Annotated in this window: 14 protein-coding genes and 2 tRNA genes; 9 read left to right on the top strand and 7 right to left on the bottom strand. The window is 56.8% G+C overall.

All coding sequences use genetic code 11. The annotated features are described in order from the left end of the window. Positions 1–22 precede the first annotated feature (22 nt). The 3 genes from INF77_RS23470 (at position 23) to INF77_RS11755 (ending at position 1,811) form a co-directional block, all read left to right on the top strand. Positions 23–115 carry a DUF5951 family protein gene (locus INF77_RS23470; protein WP_219358334.1) on the top strand — a complete coding sequence of 31 codons (93 nt, stop codon included), beginning with the start codon at positions 23–25 and terminating at the stop codon, positions 113–115. A 62-nt stretch (positions 116–177) separates the two neighbouring features. Then, positions 178–1,632, top strand: coding sequence for a multidrug efflux MATE transporter EmmdR (gene emmdR / locus INF77_RS11760; protein WP_126296590.1), 1,455 nt, complete (start codon positions 178–180; stop codon positions 1,630–1,632). A 103-nt stretch (positions 1,633–1,735) separates the two neighbouring features. After that, positions 1,736–1,811, top strand: a tRNA-Asn gene (locus tag INF77_RS11755). A 142-nt stretch (positions 1,812–1,953) separates the two neighbouring features. Here INF77_RS11755 and INF77_RS11750 read toward each other — a convergent pair. The 3 genes from INF77_RS11750 to shiA form a co-directional block, all read right to left on the bottom strand. Beyond that, entirely contained in the window at positions 1,954–3,720 is a 1,767-nt protein-coding gene (locus INF77_RS11750; RefSeq protein ID WP_193532653.1) for an aminopeptidase P family protein, read from the bottom strand. A gap of 18 nt (positions 3,721–3,738) precedes the next feature. Next, on the bottom strand, positions 3,739–5,193 hold the full coding sequence (locus INF77_RS11745; RefSeq protein WP_041909184.1) for an AMP nucleosidase: 1,455 nt from the start codon (positions 5,191–5,193) through the stop codon (positions 3,739–3,741). A 73-nt stretch (positions 5,194–5,266) separates the two neighbouring features. Then, the gene (gene shiA, locus INF77_RS11740) at positions 5,267–6,583 is read right to left on the bottom strand and encodes a shikimate transporter (RefSeq protein WP_045260388.1); all 1,317 of its coding nucleotides are present in this window, start codon (positions 6,581–6,583) and stop codon (positions 5,267–5,269) included. 255 nt (positions 6,584–6,838) lie between these two features. Here shiA and pagP point away from each other — a divergent pair, with 255 nt between their 5' ends. Next, on the top strand, positions 6,839–7,414 hold the full coding sequence (gene pagP, locus INF77_RS11735) for a lipid IV(A) palmitoyltransferase PagP (protein WP_028013749.1): 576 nt from the start codon (positions 6,839–6,841) through the stop codon (positions 7,412–7,414). Here the strand turns inward: pagP and INF77_RS11730 are convergent. Genes INF77_RS11730 through INF77_RS11720 form a run of 3 tightly spaced genes read right to left on the bottom strand, consistent with a single transcriptional unit; the run spans position 7,411 to position 12,520 of the window. Continuing rightward, the gene (locus tag INF77_RS11730; RefSeq protein WP_045629806.1) at positions 7,411–8,376 is read right to left on the bottom strand and encodes an acyltransferase; all 966 of its coding nucleotides are present in this window, start codon (positions 8,374–8,376) and stop codon (positions 7,411–7,413) included. The two genes, pagP and INF77_RS11730, sit on opposite strands and share 4 nt — an antisense overlap. Continuing rightward, positions 8,373–11,435, bottom strand: a complete 3,063-nt coding sequence (locus INF77_RS11725) for an efflux RND transporter permease subunit (protein WP_193532652.1) — start codon at positions 11,433–11,435, stop codon at positions 8,373–8,375. Before INF77_RS11725 ends, INF77_RS11730 begins: the two co-directional genes overlap by 4 nt. Next, the gene (locus tag INF77_RS11720; protein ID WP_190320712.1) at positions 11,435–12,520 is read right to left on the bottom strand and encodes an efflux RND transporter periplasmic adaptor subunit; all 1,086 of its coding nucleotides are present in this window, start codon (positions 12,518–12,520) and stop codon (positions 11,435–11,437) included. Before INF77_RS11720 ends, INF77_RS11725 begins: the two co-directional genes overlap by 1 nt. A 396-nt stretch (positions 12,521–12,916) precedes the next feature. Here INF77_RS11720 and INF77_RS11715 point away from each other — a divergent pair, with 396 nt between their 5' ends. The 3 genes from INF77_RS11715 to ldtA all read left to right on the top strand — a co-directional run bounded on the left by INF77_RS11715 (position 12,917) and on the right by ldtA (position 17,047). Then, on the top strand, positions 12,917–13,348 hold the full coding sequence (locus INF77_RS11715; RefSeq protein ID WP_028013745.1) for a universal stress protein: 432 nt from the start codon (positions 12,917–12,919) through the stop codon (positions 13,346–13,348). A gap of 47 nt (positions 13,349–13,395) precedes the next feature. Beyond that, positions 13,396–16,089 carry a cation-transporting P-type ATPase gene (locus INF77_RS11710; protein WP_049138765.1) on the top strand — a complete coding sequence of 898 codons (2,694 nt, stop codon included), beginning with the start codon at positions 13,396–13,398 and terminating at the stop codon, positions 16,087–16,089. 61 nt (positions 16,090–16,150) lie between these two features. After that, positions 16,151–17,047, top strand: coding sequence for a L,D-transpeptidase (gene ldtA, locus INF77_RS11705; RefSeq protein ID WP_063437794.1), 897 nt, complete (start codon positions 16,151–16,153; stop codon positions 17,045–17,047). A 145-nt stretch (positions 17,048–17,192) separates the two neighbouring features. Here the strand turns inward: ldtA and INF77_RS11700 are convergent. Next, positions 17,193–17,268, bottom strand: a tRNA-Asn gene (locus INF77_RS11700). Positions 17,269–17,588: 320 nt separating this feature from the next. On the opposite strand from INF77_RS11700, the gene nac reads away from it, so the two are divergent. After that, on the top strand, positions 17,589–18,506 hold the full coding sequence (nac, locus tag INF77_RS11695) for a nitrogen assimilation transcriptional regulator NAC (RefSeq protein ID WP_028013742.1): 918 nt from the start codon (positions 17,589–17,591) through the stop codon (positions 18,504–18,506). A gap of 96 nt (positions 18,507–18,602) precedes the next feature. After that, the gene (cbl, locus tag INF77_RS11690; RefSeq protein WP_045260381.1) at positions 18,603–19,553 is read left to right on the top strand and encodes an HTH-type transcriptional regulator Cbl; all 951 of its coding nucleotides are present in this window, start codon (positions 18,603–18,605) and stop codon (positions 19,551–19,553) included. Positions 19,554–19,671 lie beyond the last annotated feature (118 nt).

The following is a 19,671-nucleotide window of genomic DNA, read 5'->3' as shown; positions in this document are numbered from 1 at the left end:
ACTGAACTACAGAGGAATCGTTGTGGAGGCTTATCTTAGCGGCGAAAAAACTTTTGTCAAACCTGATCTTAGGGAAAATCGACTGATTGCCGATTCTGTCGTCAGTTTGTTGTAAATACACACATCTTTTTCAGGAAAATACTTTGCAGGATTAGCATTTCTCCCCCATCATTTGAAATGGAGTTTCAACTATTCTCGTTAAGGTCCATTTTGAACGTCACTGCCCCTCTGCGCCAGGCGATCGTGCGCACGCCATGGTACGCAAAACGTAAAAGCTATCGTGTTTTGTTCTGGCGTGAAATCACCCCTCTTGCCGTGCCTATTTTCCTGGAAAATACCTGCGTTCTGCTGATGGGGGTGCTGAGCACCTTCCTGGTGAGCTGGCTGGGGAAAGAGGCGATGGCGGGGGTCGGGCTGGCAGACAGCTTTAACATGGTGGTGATGTCATTCTTTGCCGCCATCGATCTCGGGACGACGGTTGTGGTGGCCTTTAGTCTCGGCAAGCTGGATCCCAAACGCGCACGCGAGGCTGCACGTCAGTCGCTGATGATCATGACCCTCTTTTCGATTGTTCTGGCGGCGGTGATCCACTATTTCGGTAAAGAGATTATCGATTTTGTCGCCGGGGAAGCCACGAACCAGGTCAAAGACCTGGCGCTGACTTATCTCGAAATGACCGTCTTAAGCTATCCGGCGGCGGCCATCGCGTTGATTGGCAGCGGCGCGCTGCGCGGGGCAGGTAACACCAAAATCCCGCTGCTGATCAACGGTGGGATGAATATCCTGAATATCATCATCAGCAGCGTGCTGATCTACGGCGCGTTCTCGTGGGATGGGCTGGGGTTCGTCGGGGCCGGGCTGGGATTAACCATATCACGCTATATCGGTGCGGCGGCCATCATCGGGGTGCTGATGACGGGGATTACCCCCTCGCTGCGTCTTACGCTTAAGAGCTATTTCCGGCCCTTTAATTTCGCCATTATCTGGGAAGTGATGGGGATTGGTATTCCCGCGAGCATTGAATCCGTGTTGTTCAACGGCGGGAAGCTGCTCACGCAGATGTTTGTCGCCGGAATGGGCACCGACGTTATCGCCGGTAACTTTATCGCCTTCTCCATCGCCTCGCTGATTAACCTGCCGGGTAACGCCCTTGGGTCGGCATCAACCATCATCACGGGGAAACGTCTCGGGAAAGGGCAGATAGGCCAGGCGGAGCGGCAGCTGCGCCATGTGTTCTGGCTGTCGACGATTGGGCTGACGCTGATCGCCTGGGGCACAGCGCCGTTTGCCGGGCTGATGGCCGCGTTCTATACCCACGAAGATGACGTGAAAGAGGTGGTGAAGATCCTTATCTGGCTCAACGCCGCCTTTATGCCCATCTGGGCGGCATCCTGGGTGTTGCCTGCCGGGCTGAAAGGGGCGCGCGATGCCCGTTTTGCCATGTGGGTGTCCATGCTTGGCATGTGGGGGTGTCGCGTTGTTGCGGGCTATACGCTGGGCGTGGTGCTGGGCTGGGGCGTGGTGGGCGTCTGGCTGGGGATGTTCCTTGACTGGGCCGTACGCGGGGCGCTGTTCTACTGGCGCATGGTCAGCGGGCGCTGGCTGTGGAAATATCCGCGACAAAATGCCTGACAATTGCACGAAATGGAGAATAATTCGGCAAACGATCGGAAATATGCATTCTGCCTTTGACATCATCGGGGAGCATCGATAATATGCGCCCCGTTCACACGATTCCTCTGTAGTTCAGTCGGTAGAACGGCGGACTGTTAATCCGTATGTCACTGGTTCGAGTCCAGTCAGAGGAGCCAAATTTGAAAAGCCTGCTTTTAAAGCAGGCTTTTTGCTTTTCTGCGTCAAGTAAATGCAAAACGGCAACCTTGTTGCCGTTTTTAGTGTTTTCACCCTCTCCCGTGGGAGAGGGATGGGGTGAGGGCATCAGACCGCACGAAATTACACACGAACCGGCGCCGTCGCCTCCTTGAGCCACGAACGCGCCTCGCTATTCACCAGCGGTGACAGCGCCTCACGTACTTGCTGATGATACTCATCCAGCCACTGCTTTTCCTGCTCGCTCAACAGATCCAGCTCGACCTGGCTTAAATCAATCGGGATCAGCGTCAGAGAAGCAAATTTGCAGAACCCCGGACGGCTCTCCACTATCTCCACCTGGTTTTCAATACGGATACCGTGGCTATCGCCCAGATAGTATCCCGGCTCAATGGTCATAATGTTGCCTGCCACCAGCGGCCACGGGTTGGCCTTTTTGGCGATGCGATGCGGATTTTCGTGGATCAGAAGCTGGTGGCCCACGCCGTGCCCGGTACCGTGATCGTAATCCAGCCCCATCTCCCACAGCGGACGACGCGCGAAAGCATCCAGCTGGTGCCCCTGGGTACCGGAAGGGAACTGCAGGGTAATCAGCGACAGGAAGCCTCTCAGCACGGCGGTGTAGTGCAGACGCTGCTGCGAGGGGACATTACCCCACGCCAGCGTGCGCGTGGCATCGGTGGTGCCGTTAGCGTACTGACCGCCCGAATCGTTCAGGTAAAAATGGTCATGACCGATGGGCTTATTGCTGGCCTCGCTTGAATGATAGTGGCACATCGCCGCATTGCTCGAAGAGGCGGAAATGGTCGCGAAACTCTGCTCGATAAAACCGGGCTGCTGTTTGCGAAATGCCAGCTGCTGCGCCTGGACTTCCAGCTCGGTTAGCGGTTGTCCCGCCGCCGCACGCAGCGGCACTTCGCGGCTCAGCCAGGCCAGGAAGTTGACCCACGCGGCGCCGTCCTGGAGATGGCACTCGCGATACCCTGCCAGCTCGACCGGGTTTTTGGTAGCCTTAATCAGGGTAATGGGATCGGTTCGCCAGACAATTTCACCGCGCGGTTCAATGGCAAAGCGCAGGGCCACCGGCGCGGAGTCGGCATCAACCATTACCCGCTTCCCTTCAGCAAGTTGCTGACAGCGCTCAATAAAGGTGTCCTGTGGCGCAATCGTGAAGGCGTTCAGAACTGCATCAGGGAGTTCTGCGAGCTTATTATCGTTAACAAACCACTCAACGCGGCCGTCGCGACCGAGCAGGGCAAATGAGAGCGGTACCGGACTGGTGGGGATATCTGAGCCGCGCACGTTGAGCAGCCACGCAATGTTATCCGGCAGCGTAACGGCCAGGTAGTCAGCGTTGTTCGCGGCCAGCACAGCGGCAACGCGCTGACGTTTGTCTTCGCTGTTTTCACCGCTTATCGCAACCGGCATCTCACGGATAAGCCCCGCCGGTGCGGCAGGGCGATCGGTCCATAAGGCGTCAAACGGTGACGCGTTCAGCGGCACGAGCGTGCACGGTGTGGCAGACAGCTGCGTAAACTCGGTATTCGTCATCAGCATTGGGTCAAAACCGATGCGCGTGCCCGCCGCGACGTTTGCCGTCAACCAGTCTGCCAGCGGCTCGTTGTGCAGATGGTGGATCTCAACCTCATCCATATTCACCTGAACGCGGGCCTGCACCTGATAGCGCCCGTCGACGAACAGCAGCGCTTTATCCCTCAGTACCAGCGCGACGCCAGCAGAGCCGTTAAAGCCTGTCAGCCAGGCCAGCTTTTCGTCGTTCGACGCGCAATTCTCGCTTTGCCAGGCATCGGTGCGCGGAACGATCATCCCGTCGAGGCTGTTTTCCTGAAGCCACTGACGCAGGGCAGAGAGCGGAGTAGGGGTGTGCATGGTTTTTCCTTATTGCTATTAGCGGAACGGCGGCTCGTTGAAGGTGCGCAGCTTGCGCGAATGCAGTCGGTCGCCTTCCGCCCGCAGCAGGTCGATGGCGCGAATGCCGATCTGCAAATGTTCGGAAATCGCCCCTTCATAGAAACGGTTGGCCTGACCCGGCAGCTTAATTTCGCCGTGCAGCGGCTTATCGGACACGCACAGCAGCGTGCCGTAAGGAACGCGGAAGCGATACCCCTGGGCGGCGATGGTGGCGCTCTCCATATCAATCGCCACCGCTCGGCTCAGGTTGAAGCGCAGCGCGGAGGCGGAGTAACGCAGCTCCCAGTTGCGGTCATCCGTCGTCACTACCGTACCGGTACGCAGGCGCTGTTTGACCTCTTCACCCGGCATGCCGCTGACCTCTTTGGTGGCGTCATACAGCGCGCGCTGTACTTCGGCGATGCTCGGGATTGGGATATCCGGCGGCAGTACCGCATCCAGCACGTGGTCGTCGCGCAGATAGGCGTGGGCCAGCACGTAATCGCCAATCAGCTGGCTTTCGCGCAGGCCGCCGCAGTGGCCAATCATCAGCCACACGTCGGGGCGCAGCACCGCCAGATGGTCACAGATGGTTTTGGCGTTCGACGGGCCGACGCCGATGTTGATCAGGGTGATCCCCTGACCGTCGGCGGTGATCAGGTGCCAGGCGGGCATCTGGTGTTTTTTCCACGCCAGATCGGAGATGGCCTGCTCGGGCGCTTCGGTCTCGGCGGTGATCCAGATCCCGCCCGCGCAGGAGAGGGCGATATATGGACTGTCCGGATCAAGGATCTGGCTACAGCCCCAGCGAACGAACTCGTCCACGTAGCGGGTGTAGTTGGTAAACAGCACAAACGGCTGGAAATGCTCGGCGGGCGTGCCGGTGTAGTGGCGCAGGCGCGCCAGGGAGAAATCCACCCGACGGGCGTCAAAGTGCGACAGGGGGGAAAACTCTGCCGGGTGATAAATCCCGTCAGCCGTCTCATCGCCAATCTGTGACAGTTCCGTCGTTGGGAAGTGGCGGGTCAGTCCCGCGCTCATGGAGCGGTCAAGAGTTAGCGCCGAACCGTCAATCACGTACGGGTACGGGATCTCATGCTGTGAAGGCTCCACGGCAATGTGCGCGCCGTAATCCTGATACAACAGCGTTAGCTGCTCTTCCAGATAGGGGCGGAACAGTGCAGGGCGGGTGACGGTGGTGCTGTAGCAGCCGGAGTGGGTAAAACGGGCGTAGGCGCGGGTTTTCGGCGTCGTGCTTGCACTGCCGTCCCAGGTCACAGAGAGCGATGGATAAACAAAAAGGCCTTCGTTTCTGGCCTTTTGATCGGGAAGTTTCCCCGTTTCGATGTATTCGCTGATGGCGCTGCGCAGCGCGTTGACGGACTGTTCATACAGCGCGTCGAGTTTTTCCAGCGCCTGAGCCGGGGTCAGGCTGGAGCCCTTATTATTCATCTCTGTCTCCTTGTTCCACAGGTGTGCGACTCTATCCGATAGTATGTCACACGCCTGTGAAACAAAAGGGAGATCAGCGGTGGCTCGTCTCTTTCATCAGAAGCGCCGTTGCCGCCGACAGCAGGCAGCCGGCCAGCAGATAAATCGCCACGCTGTGCCAGTTACCGCCGGAGAAGGTCACCAGCGCGGCGGCAATAAACGGCGTAAACCCGCCGCCGACCACGCTTGCCACCTGGTAACCCACGCCCGCGCCGCTGTAGCGGTAGCTGGCGCCGAACAGTTCAGTAAACATCGGCTGCTGCACGCAGACCACCATATCGTGAGCGATGTTCGCGAGCATAATGGCGAAGAAGACAATCCAGAACACAGACTGAGCCTCCAGCGCCATAAAGAAGGGCCAGGCGCTGAGGGTGCCAATCAGCGCGCCGGTGATGTAGACGCGGCGGCGGCCAAACCGGTCCGCCAGCCAGGCGAAGCAGGGGATGGTCAGACAGCTGATCCCGCCGACCAGCAGGCCGATATTCAGGAACAGTTCGCGCGGCAGGCCGAGGTTCTGCGTCGAGTAGTTCAGCGCAAAGGCGGTAACGATATACATCGTCAGCAGTTCGCACAGGCGCAGGGCGATGATTTTCAGAAAAGCGCCAGGGTGCCGAATCAGGGCTTCCATCACCGGCAGCCGTTTTTTGACGGACGGCTCCTCACGCTGTTGCTGTTCGAACTCTGCCGACTCATCCATCCCGTTGCGGATCCACAGCGCGGCAATCACCAGCACGATGCTGAAGATAAACGGGATGCGCCAGCCCCAGCTCAGAAACTGCGCGTCGGTGGTGAGCTGGCTGATTAACGACACCAGCCCGGTGGAAAGCAACAGCCCGACGCCGTACCCGACCTGCACGCCGCTGCTGTAAAACGCTTTCTTGTTTTTTGGCGCGCTCTCAACGGATAACAGCGCCGCGCCGCCCCATTCGCCGCCCACGGCGAAGCCCTGAATGGCGCGCAGCGTCACCAGCAGCACCGGCGCCCACCAGCCAATAGCGGAAAACGAAGGAAGAATGCCAATCAGCGCGGTGGCAATCCCCATCATCCAGACGGTAAGCATCAGCATCCGCTTGCGGCCAAGCCGGTCGCCGAAGTGGCCGAAAATCACCCCGCCAAGCGGGCGAAACAGAAAGCCAACGCCGAAGGTGGCAAACGCGGCGAGGGTGCCCATCGCGGGGCTAACCTGAGGGAAAAACTCGCGGTTAAACACCAGCGCGGCGGTGATGCCGTAGAGCAGAAAATCATACCAGTCGACGACGGCACCTGCGAAGCTGCCGAGTGCAGCGCGGCGGGCGCGATTGAGCGAAGGTGTCTCCTCGTTGGGACGATCGGAGATGAGGGTGGAGTCCATAGTTATCCTGTCCGTACTGTTTTTTATTATTGGTATAAGAAAATGTCACTCACATAGCTGCCGTCATATAAACGGAACCTATGAGACTACCGCGACAAAACGCCTGAGAAAACGTTTTTATCTTTCCGGAAGGCGCTGAATAAATAAATTTCATTTTCCCCTGCCTCGAGATAAATCAGTCTGTTTGGCTCCGGTTCGTGCTGAATGGATTACAGTAATAGATACCGCTGCGTGACTAAAGCTGAGGGAAAAACGATGCAACGTAACTTTTCGGCATTCTGGATGGTCCTGTTTTTATTCGCCGCACCGCTTCATGCCGAGCCGAAAGTCTATGGCGAACAGCGTATTAGCGGCTGGTGGAATGCGCTGACGGATGATATCTCCCAGACCTGGGAAGAGCCGCAACGTTACGATTTGTATCTGCCGTTTCTGAGCTGGCACGCCCGCTTTATGTACGACAAAGAAAAAACCGACAATTACAACGAAATGCCGTGGGGCGGCGGCCTGGGCGTGTCCCGCTATAACGAAGAGGGCAACTGGAGCGCGCTTTTCGCAATGATGTTCAAGGACTCGCACAACGAATGGCAGCCCGCAATGGGCTATGGCTGGGAGAAGGGCTGGTATCTGGATAATGCCAAAGATTTCCGCCTTGGGCTCGGTGCCGCCGCGGGCATCACCGCGCGAGATGATTTTGCAAACTATGTGCCTCTGCCGTTCATCTTCCCGCTGTTTTCAGCTGGCTATAAGCGCGTTACCGTCCAGTTCACCTATATTCCCGGAACGTATAACAACGGCAACGTGCTCTTTGCCTGGCTGCGCTTAGGCTTTTAAAGGGTGATCACCTTTTTTGCCACGGCGTTAGACAATACCAGCATGGAGAAGAGAACAGAGGTGACGAACGTAAGCACAATCAGCGCCAGCTTCATGCCGAGAGAGGTCACCGGTATCAGCGCCGTCAGCAGATGAAACACCGAGTAGTGCACAATATATACGCCGGTCATCGTTTTGCTGATGGCGGCCAGAATGGACTCCTTTAATTCAGCATTGCGGCGAAAGCGAACGCCGTTCGCCGCAATCACCAGGGCAATAATCAGAATGTAGATCTGCGAGCCGGTGAGAATAAAGGCGTTCCTGTCGGCCTTAAACAGGGCAAAAAAGAAGTGGCGCTCGTAAAACCAGGTGAAGAGATAGATAAACGGGATGGCGACAACCGCCGCCCGGACCACATTTTTGCGGCTTATCCACTCGGCGACTTTTGGGTCGCAGAAGAGCTGCCCGGTCAGATAAAACAGCAGCCATGTCCACAGCCGATACTGCGGCGAAAGCGAAAGGACGTGCGTTTCAGGATAAAGCGCCGATAGCAGATCGTATCCGTAGGAAAAGCACAGCAGAGCAGCAATCGCGCCGCAGAACAGCGATCTCCGCTGGCTAAGCCACTCCACCGCCGGGTGGAAGGTGTAAATCACGACAAATGCGAACACGAACCAAGGCTGAATTAAATACCCGCGCTGATAAGGCTCCCAGAGGTAGTAGATCGTTATCCAGAACAGAAAAACAATCACCAGACTTTTTATTTTACCCAGCTGCCATCGCGTGCCGTGCCGGGATTGCCCGTCGAGATAGCCCGACACCACAAAAAACAGCGGCGTGGCGATGGTCGAGATAAAGGTTAAAAAGCCCAGGATCCAGTGATAGTCATAGTCATAATGATCCCAGGTATTGTAGATGGTGAAGAAGGTGACCGCCGTCATACAGCCCAGCGTCTTGATAATGTTCAGCCCTGTCGCATTCATTGTTGTTTGGCTTCGTCCTTACGATGGAAACACGCATAGATCACGGGGAGTACCAGTAGCGTCAGGATTGTAGCAAACCCCAGTCCAAACATAATCACAACGGCCATGCTCTGGAAGAAAACATCCAGCAGCAGCGGTGCCAGGCCAAGTACGGTCGTGAACGCGGTGAGCAGGATAGGGCGCAGGCGCGAGGTGGCGGCATAAACGATCGCGCTGTGCTGATCCTTGTGCGTTTTCTGCTGTTCAATCTCTTCCACCAGCACGATGCCGTTGCGGATGAGCATTCCGCTCAGGCTCAGCAGACCAATCAGCGCCATAAAGCCAAAGGGAATGCCGGTAATTAAAAATCCTGGCGTGACGCCAATCAACGCCAGCGGTACGGTCAGCCAGATCGCGACGGCATTTTTTACCGAGCTGAACATCAGCACCGTAATAACAAACATCACCAGATACCCGAGAGGTAGCGTAGTGAACAGCCCTTGCTGCGCTTCGCTGGAGTTTTCCGCGTCGCCCCCCCACTCGATGCTGTAGCCGTGTGGCAGGGGAAGGGCATCCACCAGCGGCTTCACGCGGGCGAGAATATCACCGGAGGTTTGCTGGCTCAGCGGGTCCGGATCCGTCTGAACCGTTAGTACCCGCGAGCGGTCGCGTCGAAGGATGAGCGGATCTTCCCACTCCAGCGTGAAGCTGCTAACGACGTTACTCAGCGGGATATACTGCTGTCGCGCATGGCTCCATACCATCACGTTGTTCAGGTGGCTGGCGTCCAGCCTTTCGCTTTCCGGAGGCCTCACCACCACGGGCAGCAGGTCACTGCCTTCCCGATACAGCCCCGCCCGGCTGCCGGAGAAATTCATCTCCAGCGCGTTGTCGACGTCCTGCTTATCCACGCCAAGCTCGCGTCCCAGCGCGGCGACGTACTGCGGACGGATCACTTTGCTGCGGTTTTGCCAGTCGTTTCGGACGCTCCCCGTGGCCGGGTCGCGCGCCAGGATATCGTCCACCTGGCTGGCAATCAGACGCAGCCTGTCAGGATCCGGGCCTTTAATGCGCACTTCAATGGCGCTGTCGCCGGAGGGCCCAAACATCACCCGTTTCGTGCTGGCGTTGACCTGCGGATAGTTACGCGCGATGTACTCATCCACGTAGCGCGTCAGCGCGGAGATGCTGCGCTGGTCATCCATACGCACCATGATCTGCGCGTAGTTGCTGTACTGCCGCTGTCCGCTGTAGGTCAGAATAAAGCGCATGCTCCCCTGACCGATGGTCGAGACGGTGGTTTCCACGCCGGGCCGTCCCTTGATGGTTTTCTCAATATCGCCAGTCATTTTCTCGGTCCATTTGATATCGGTCCCGTAGGGTAACCAGAGGTCGACAAAGAAAATCGGCGTATTGGACGACGGGAAAAAGTTTTGCCGCACCGCGCCAAACCCCCAGACAGACGCGGCCAGCAGGGCGGCCATCACTACCAGCGTCGGCGCTTTATGGTGCAGCAGTGCGTTCAGCAGGTGCTGGTAAAGGCGGTAGAGACGTTTGTCGTAAGGATCTGACTCGTCAGTAGTGTCCGGTGCACTGTCGTTTTTAAACAACCACCACTTAATCAGCACCGGGGTGAGGGTGAGCGCCGAGAACCAGCTCAGCATCAGGGAAATCAGCAGCACCTGGAACAGAGATTTACAGTATTCCCCGGTGGAATCCTGCGATAGCCCGATAGGGGCAAACGCAAGGATGGCGATCACCGTCGCCCCCAGCAGCGGCAGGGCGGAGCGGCGGATGATGTTGTTTACGGAGGTTAACAGCGGGGCGCCCTGCTGCCGGGCAATCAATACCCCTTCGACAATCACGATGGCGTTATCCACCAGCATGCTGAGGGCGATAATCAGCGCCCCGAGCGAGATGCGCTGTAGCTCAATGCCACAAAGATACATAATCAGCAGTGTGCCCAGCACGTTAAGGGCGAGAGAAACCGCGATGATGATCCCGCTGCGTACCCCCATAAAGATCAGCAGCACGCCGATGACAATCGCCAGCGCCATCAGGAAGTTAATAATAAAACCGTTAACAGAGTGGCCCACTTCGGCTGCCTGATCGTAAAACAGATCTATCTGTATGCCAGCCGGTTTTTCCGCCGACATCTGGTTTAGCTTCGCCTCCAGCGCGTGGCCCACGTCGATCACGTTCACGCCGGGAATAAACGAGACGCCCATGGTGACGGCTTTTTTGCCGTTGGCATGGTAGATACTGGCGGGCGATTCGTTCAGCCCGCGCGACAGCGTGGCGATATCCCGCAGGCGCGTCGCCGCCCCGGTGCCGGAAGGCGTGATGATGAGATCCGCCAGTTCATCAAGATTCTCGAACTCACCGGTCGGGTGCAGACGAATGGATTCGCTGCCGGAGGTGATTTCTCCGGCGCTGGAAACGACGTTGAGCCTGCTGAGCAGGGCGGAAAGCTGGTTCAGCGTAATGCCGCGCGCGGCCATTTTGGTCAGGGAAATATCGATGTTGACCTGTTGGCTAATGGCCCCGCCGATGGCGACCTTCGCGACGCCGGGAACCAGAATCAACGCGCGGCGCAGCTGCTCTGCATATCTCACCAGTTCAGGATTACTGAATTCATCCCCGGAAATGGCGAAGAAGAAGCCGAATACGTCGCCGAAATCGTCATTCACAAAGGGCGTGACGACGCCGGGCGGGAACTGACGCGAGGCATCGCCCACGCGGCGGCGCAGCTCATCCCAAATCTGCGGCAGTTCGTTCGAGTGATAGCGTGAAGCGATATTGACGGTGATTTGCGACAGCCCGTTTGAAGAGATGGAGCTCACGTTGTCCAGATAAGGTAGCTGCTGAAGGGCATTCTCCAGCGGCAGCGTCACCTCTTCTTCAACCTGCTGAGCGGATGCGCCGGGGTAGTGGGTGATCACCACTGCGGTTTTGATGGTAAAGGCGGGATCTTCCAGCCTGCCGATATTCAACAGGGCGAAAATCCCCCCAATGCCCAGCAGCAGAATCGTTAGCCAGACGCGAACCGGGTTATTAATAAATTGACGAGTGATATCCATTACAGTCCCCGCTCACGCGTCCAGATACGCACCGGCTGGTTAGCATGGAGCTCTCCCACGCCTGCGGCCACCACGCGCTCGCCCGCCTTAAGCCCGCTGGTGATCGTCACGCCTTCGGTTATCACTTGCCCCACGCTGACCTTGCGGTCTTCAATATGGAGCGTATCGCCTTCTCCCGCCACAACCCAGACGTGCGGCTCATTGCGTGGGCTGTTGTCCGGGTTAAAGACGGCCTCAACCGGTACAACCAGCGCCTGAGCGTCCGCGCCAGCCGGGAGGTTGGTTAAATTGATGGTCACCGTACCGCTTACGCCACCGACGGCGGGAAAATCATCTGGTCGAGGCATGGTCAGTATCACCTGCCAGGTCAGGGTATTACTGTCGCTGCTGCCCGAGTGCTCTTTGTAGACGGCGGTAAATTCCCGATCCGGAATGGCGTTAATTCTCACTACCGGGCGATACTGCGCGTTGCGGATATCAAAGGTCTTAAACAGGTTTTCAGGGATGCTGAACACCACGTCAAGCAGATCGGTGCGGGTTAACGTCGCGATGGGCTGACCGGCAGACACCACCTGATGGTTTCGGACATGTACGCTGGCCGCCGTCCCGCTGAAGGGGGCGACGAGCGTCATCTGATTCAACTCTTCTCGGGCAATCTGCAGCGCCGCATTCGCCGAATCGCGGTTCGCACGCTGCACGTCCATTTCGGCTTTCGAAATCGCCTGGCGGCCCGCCAGCGTCTGGAAGCGATCGAACTGCCTCTGGGCCAGCGTCGCCGCCGTCTGCCTGTCGTTAACCCGCTGCTGGGCTTCACGGGCGTTCAATCTTGCAAGCTGTTGGCCCTGCTTGATGGCTGCGCCCTGACGCACATCGAGCGCTTCAATTTGACCAGCGCGCTTGAAGGAAAGGTCTGTGGCATCGCCCGATTCAATGCGGGCGGGAAAAACGCGCTGCTGGGCATGACCGGGAACCGTCACCTCCGCCACTTTAACCATTCTGGGCAGGGGGGAGGCTTGTTCAGGTTTAGGATCGCACGCCGTGAGCGTTAACAAAACGAACGGTAAAAGAGAGAGGTAGCGGTTCACTGTATTCCCCTAATAAATAACTGTTTTATTTATTCCATAACCTGGACAGGGGTGACACTATTCTGCCAGAACAGTGACGACCATATAGGTAAATAAACCAATCGCCGTGCTGGCGATAATGGCAAGCGCAATAAACATACCCAGTCGGATCAGGCTTATGCCATACATACATTCCTCCATGAGCCGGAAGCTGTAACTCACTATGAGCATAGTCGGCGAAAAGATAAATGTTAAATAACCATTAGCAGCGGGGACGCGCTAAACCTGAAATTCCTGTGCTACGTTTAATATTATTCATCTCTTTTACCGTAACTGGCATTAAGGGCAACCCCCTGCATTTAATGCGTTTTTTTTGCTTCATTCACTCTCATGTTGGTTATAAAAAGGATGCTCGATATGTATAAAAACATTCTCGTTCCGGTGGATGTCTATGAGACAAGCCTGGCGGATAAAGCGTTGCAGCATGCACAGTTTCTGGCGCAAAGCGCATTGGGTGACATTCATTTGCTGCACGTTATGCCAAAATTTTCAGCCGAGCTGACGCGCGGTTTTATTTCAGATGCGCGAAAGATGGATGAATATATGATTAATAATTCAAAAGAAAAACTGTCTGACCTGGTCAAAAAATTGAATTTGCCAGAAGAGCGCGTTCACCTCCATGTTCGCAGCGGAAATGTTCGTGATGAGGTTATTAAGCTGGCAGATGAACTTGCTGCTGGCGCGATTATCGTCGGCTCCCGCAATCCAAATATTCAAACCCATTTGTTAGGATCGGAGGCGGCAAGTATTGTCCGTTACGCCCATGTTCCTGTTTTCGTTATTCGTTAATTTCATGAAAGCAAGGTGATTTCTGAATAGAACCTGAGGAAGTAACAATGAAAACAGGAAAACCTGAACGTCCGTATTATCAACAAACCGTTGATGAAACCCTGTCGAATATCCACTCCACTCTGGAAGGACTTAGCGGCACTGAGGCATCAGCCCGACTTCAGCAGCATGGTGAGAATGCGTTACCGCAAAAAAAGGGTAAACCCGCCTGGCTGCGCTTCCTGGCGCATTTTAACGATGTACTGATTTACGTTCTGCTGGTGGCCGCGTTGCTTAAGCTCTTTATGGGCCACTGGGTAGACATGTTTGTGATCCTCGGGGTTGCCATCATTAACGCGCTGATCGGCCATATCCAGGAGAGCAATGCTGAGAAATCGTTGCAGAGTATTCGCAATATGCTCTCCAGCGAAGCCGTGGTGGTACGACAGGGGAATCATGAAACGATCCCCACTACGGCGCTGGTCCCGGGCGATATCGTGGTGATCCGCGCCGGGGATCGTATCCCTGCGGACCTGCGCGTGATTGAGGCGCATAACCTTCGCGTGGAGGAGGCCATCCTGACTGGCGAATCCACCGTTGTTGAGAAAAACAGCGATGCGTTAAGCGGGGAACTGCCCTTAGGCGATCGCTATAATCTGCTCTACTCAGGCACCACCGTCAGCTCCGGCGGCGGTAAAGGCGTGGTGGTGGCCACCGGGGGGGAGACCGAGCTTGGCCACATCAACCAGATGATGTCCGACATTGAAAAGCACCGCACGCCGCTGATGGTGCAGATGGACAAGCTCGGTAAGACCATCTTCATCACTATCCTGGTGATGATGGTAGCGCTGTTCGTCTTTAGCCTCCTGTTCCGGGATATGCCGGTTTCTGAACTGGTGCTGTCGCTTATCAGCCTCGCCGTTGCCGCCGTGCCGGAAGGCCTGCCGGCCATCATTTCCATCATCCTTTCGCTTGGCGTACAGGCCATGGCGCGTCGCAAGGCCATTATTCGCAAGTTGCCCACGGTGGAAACCCTGGGCGCAATGACGGTCATCTGCTCGGATAAAACCGGCACCCTGACGATGAATGAAATGACGGTCAAAGCGGTGATTACCGCTGACACGACCTATCGCGTGGAGGGCGACAGCTACGAACCGGTGGGGAATATTCACCCCGTAGATGACCCGACGCCCGTCAGCGTGACGCAGGGTTCCCTGCTGGAACGCTACCTGCGCACCATTGACCTCTGCAATGACAGCCAGCTGATCAAAGACGAGCAGGGGCTGTGGAAAATCACCGGAGGACCAACCGAGGGCGCCCTGAAGGTGCTGGCGGCGAAAATCCCGCTCCCACCGCTTGATACGGAAATGCGCAGTAAAATCCCGTTTGATTCGCAGTATAAATACATGTCCACGCTCTACCGACTGGGTGAAGAAGAGGCGATTTTAATCACCGGCGCGCCGGACGTCCTGTTCCGCCTCTGCCAGTACCAGCAGACGAATGACGGACTGCAGCCGTTCGATCAACCTTACTGGGAAGGCAAGATTGAAGAGTATGCCCGGGAAGGGCTGCGCATGGTGGCGGCGGCCTGGAAACCTGCCCGCGAGGGACAGCGCGATCTGGATCACCCGGACCTCCATGATGGCGTGATCCTGCTGGGTATTGCAGGAATGATGGATCCGCCGCGTCCGGAGGCCATTACCGCGATTGCCGACTGTCTGAAGGCCGGGATTCGCGTGAAAATGATCACCGGCGACCACCCGCAAACGGCCATGAGCATCGGGCAAATGCTGGGGATTGGTAACGCCGCAAGCGCAATCACCGGACGTGAGCTGGAGGCGATGGACGACCGTCAGCTGAGCGACGCCGCGCAGCAGTACGATATTTTCGCCCGAACCAGCCCGGAGGATAAGTTCCGCCTCGTGCAGGCCCTGCAAAGTAAACAGGAAGTGGTGGGTATGACCGGGGATGGCGTAAACGATGCCCCGGCGCTCAAGCGGGCGGATGTGGGTATCGCCATGGGAATTAAGGGGACTGAGGTCACCAAGGAAGCCGCCGACATGGTGTTAACGGATGACAACTTTGCCACCATTGCCAGTGCGGTCCACGAGGGACGGCGGGTTTACGATAACCTGAAAAAAACGATTCTGTTCGTTATCCCGAGCAACATAGCGCAGGCCCTGCTGATCATCATCGCGCTGCTGGCGGGGAACCTGATTCCGCTGACGCCGGTCCTGATCCTGTGGATGAACATGGCGACATCAGCAACCCTGTCGTTTGGCCTGGCGTTTGAAGCGGGTGAGAAGGACATCATGAACCGGCCACCGCGCAAGGCGAATCTGCATGTGATGGACGGCTACGCTATCTGGCGCGTGGTGTTTGTCGGTCTGATGATTGCCATTAGCGCCTTCGTGCTGGAAGCCTGGCTACAGCCGCGCGGCTACTCGGCGGAATTCATTCGCACCGTGCTGCTGCAAACCCTGGTGACCGCGCAGTGGTTCTACATGCTCAACTGTCGCGTTAATGACGGCTTCTCGCTGAGCAAAGGTCTGCTGGCGAATAAAGGGATTTGGATCGTGAGCGGCGTACTGCTGGCGCTACAGCTTCTTATCATTTACGCCCCGTTCATGCAGATGCTGTTTGGCACCGAAGCGCTGCCGTTCCGCTACTGGGTCATTACCTTCCTGATTGGTTTTGTGATGTTCCTTATTGTCGAGGCGGAAAAAGTGCTGACGCGCAGATGGCGTAAAATCGAAGCGTAATAGCGTAAACTGAGAAAGCCTGCCTGAGTCCAGGCTTTCTCTTTTGTGAGCACAGGAAATTATGATGCGACTTACCTGGTTCGTCCTTACGCTGTGTGCCGCTGTTCCCAGTGCGTTTGCCGTAACCTATACCCTGCCGCCGGAAGGCAGTCGGCTGGTGGGAACCCCGATTACCATCACCGTTCCCGAGCGCAATACGTTACCGCTTGAGGCCTTTGCTGCACAGCACGGGCTGGGGCTCAGCAATATGCTGGAAGCGAACCCGGGCGTGGATCCTTTTTTGCCCAAATCCGGCACCCGGCTGATCATTCCTCAGCAGCTGATTTTACCCGACACCGTGCGCGAGGGGATTGTCGTTAACGTGGCGGAAATGCGTCTTTACTATTACCCGCCGGGCAGCAATACCGTTGAAGTATTGCCCATCGGCATTGGTCAGGCCGGTCGCGAAACCCCGCGTAACTGGGTCACGGCGGTTGAGCGCAAGCAGGAGGGCCCCACCTGGTCACCTACGCCGAACACGCGTCGTGCCTATGCGGCAGAGGGGAAAACGCTGCCCGCCTTCGTGCCCGCCGGTCCGGATAACCCGATGGGGCTGTATGCGATATATATCGGCAGGCTATATGCCATACACGGCACAAACTCCAATTTCGGCATTGGGCTGCGGGTGAGCCAGGGTTGTATTCGTCTGCGTAACAACGACATCAAATACCTGTTTGATAATGTCCCCGTCGGTACCCGCGTACAGCTTATCGATCGGCCCGTTAAGGTGACCACGGAGCCGGACGGCAGCCGCTGGGTGGAGGTTCACGAACCGCTGTCGCGTAACCGGGCGGAATTTGAATCGAGCCGGAAAGTGCCTCTGCCCATCTCCGCCGCACAGCAGACACAGTTGATAAACGAGGGGGCGGGCGCTGAACTGGAACGGCGGTCGGGGATGCCGGTTAAAATCGGCATGTAAGGGCATAGTGCGGGCTGGTGCCCTCACCCCAACCCTCTCCCACGGGAGAGGGGGAACACACTAAAAACGGCAACCCAGTTGCCGTTTTGCATTTACCTTGCGCAGAAAAGCAAAAAGCCTGCTTTAAAAGCAGGCTTTTCAAATTTGGCTCCTCTGACTGGACTCGAACCAGTGACATACGGATTAACAGTCCGCCGTTCTACCGACTGAACTACAGAGGAATCGTGTGAACGGGGCGCATATTATCGACCTGCGTTCGCCTTGTCAAAGGGTGGATCAACGCCTTTTGATCGTTTGCTGACAAAATCGGCAAAATGATGTTTTTGACAGCGGAATGCACCGTAATGGTGCGGATATACCTCTAATGGGGCAGATCGTAAACTGCTGTTTCAGTAATAAATCACCCCTCCATAATTAGGTTTCCTTATTTTCAGGCGGTTAGCGAACAATTCAGACCGCACGGTAAAAGTGGCATTCATATTGCAAAACCTGTTCAACAACGACAGCCGGTTCCGGCAATGCATTTCGAACAGGGGGCAAAATGAACTTAAGACGACTGAAATACTTCGTAAAAATCGTCGATATCGGCAGCCTGACTCAAGCGGCAGAAGTGCTGCACATCGCGCAGCCTGCGCTGAGCCAGCAGGTGGCTACTCTGGAAGGCGAGATGGATCAGCAGTTACTGATCCGCACCAAGCGCGGCGTCACGCCAACGGAAGCAGGCAAGATCCTGTATACCCATGCCCGCACTATCCTGCGTCAGTGTGAACAGGCGCAGCTGGCGGTGAACAACGTGGGCCAGACCCTGAGCGGGCACGTTTCTATCGGGCTGGCGCCGGGAACGGCGGCGTCCTCTATCACCATGCCGCTTCTGCAGGCCGTGCGTGCCGAGCTGCCGGAAGTGCTGGTCTATCTGCATGAAAACAGTGGCTCTGTACTGAATGACAAGCTGCTCAACGGCCAGCTGGACATGGCGGTGCTTTACGATCGCTCCCCGGTTGCCGGGATCACCAGCCAGCCGCTGCTGAAAGAAGATCTCTACCTCGTGGGTACCCGCGACTGTCCGGGCCAGAGCGTCGATCTTACCGCCGTGGCAGAGATGAACCTCTATCTGCCGCGCGACTACAGCGCCGTGCGCGTGCGCGTGGACGAAGCGTTCTCCCTGCGCCGCCTGACGGCCAAAATCATCGGCGAAATCGACTCAATCTCCACGCTTACCGCGGCCATTGCCAGCGGAATGGGCGTCACCGTACTGCCGGAATCCGCCGCGCGCTCGCTGTGCGGTGCGGCAAACGGCTGGATGGCGCGGATCACCACGCCTTCGATGAGCCTGCCGCTGTCGCTGAATATGTCCGCTCGCGGCTCGCTTTCGCCGCAGGCGCAGGCGGTAAAAGAGATTTTAATGTCGCTGGTCAGCAAGCCGTCGCTTGAGAACCGTGAACTCCAGCTCGTGAGCTGATATTCCAGAAAAGCATAAGATGCTGGTTTTTATTATTTGTTCTGCAGCTCGGCTGACTCTAACAATAGAGCTATGTCAGATGCGCCGGAGTGAATCGTGAATTTCCAGCAACTTAAAATTATCCGTGAGGCGGCCAGGCGGGACTACAACCTGACCGAGGTCGCCAATATGCTTTATACCTCTCAGTCCGGCGTCAGCCGCCATATCCGCGAGCTGGAAGAGGAGCTGGGCATAGAGATTTTTATCCGCCGCGGCAAGCGGCTGCTCGGCATGACGGAGCCGGGTAAAGCATTGCTCACCATCGCGGAGCGGATCCTCAACGAGGCCAGCAACGTGCGTCGCCTGGCGGATCTCTTCACCAACGATGCCTCGGGCGTGCTCACCATCGCCACCACCCACACCCAGGCGCGCTACAGCCTGCCGCCGGTGATCAAAGCCTTCCGCGAACTTTTCCCTGACGTCCGTCTGGAGCTTATCCAGGGCACGCCGCAGGAAATTGAAGGGCTGCTGCAAAACGGTGGGGCAGATATCGGCATCGCCAGCGAGCGCCTGAGCAACGACCCGCTGCTGGTGGCCTTTCCCTGGTTCCGCTGGTACCACAGCCTGTTACTCCCGCTCGATCATCCGTTGAATCAGGTTTCACCGCTGACGCTGGAAGCGATCGCGAAATGGCCGCTGATTACGTATCGCCAGGGCATAACCGGACGCTCGCGCATAGACGAGGCCTTCAACCGTAAAGGATTAACGCCGGACATCGTGCTGAGCGCGCAGGATTCTGACGTGATTAAAACCTACGTCGAGCTGGGTCTGGGCATTGGCCTGGTGGCGGAACAGTCCAGCGGCGAACGCGAAGACGGGAACCTGGTGCGCCTGGATACGCGGCATCTCTTTGACGCCAATACAGTGTGGCTGGGCCTGAAGCGCGGGCAGCTGCAGCGCAACTATGTGTGGCGCTTTATCGAGCTGTGCAATGCCGGGCTGTCGGTGGACGAGATCAAACGCCAGGTAATGGAGCCGGAAGAAGTGGCGATTGATTATCAAATTTAATAATCCAACTTAGACAAGCAGTCTGTTATCGTTTATGCCCGGTGCGTTAGTATCGCGGCATAAATTTTATGAAGTATGCATGCAGGAATAAATACTGAATATTGATAGCAAAAGCTTA

The sequence above is a fragment of the Enterobacter cloacae complex sp. P1B genome, assembly GCF_014982345.1.
Lineage (GTDB): Bacteria > Pseudomonadota > Gammaproteobacteria > Enterobacterales > Enterobacteriaceae > Enterobacter > Enterobacter bugandensis.
Note: the sequence above shows the minus strand (reverse complement) of the source record. Positions and strands in the feature narration are given on the sequence as shown.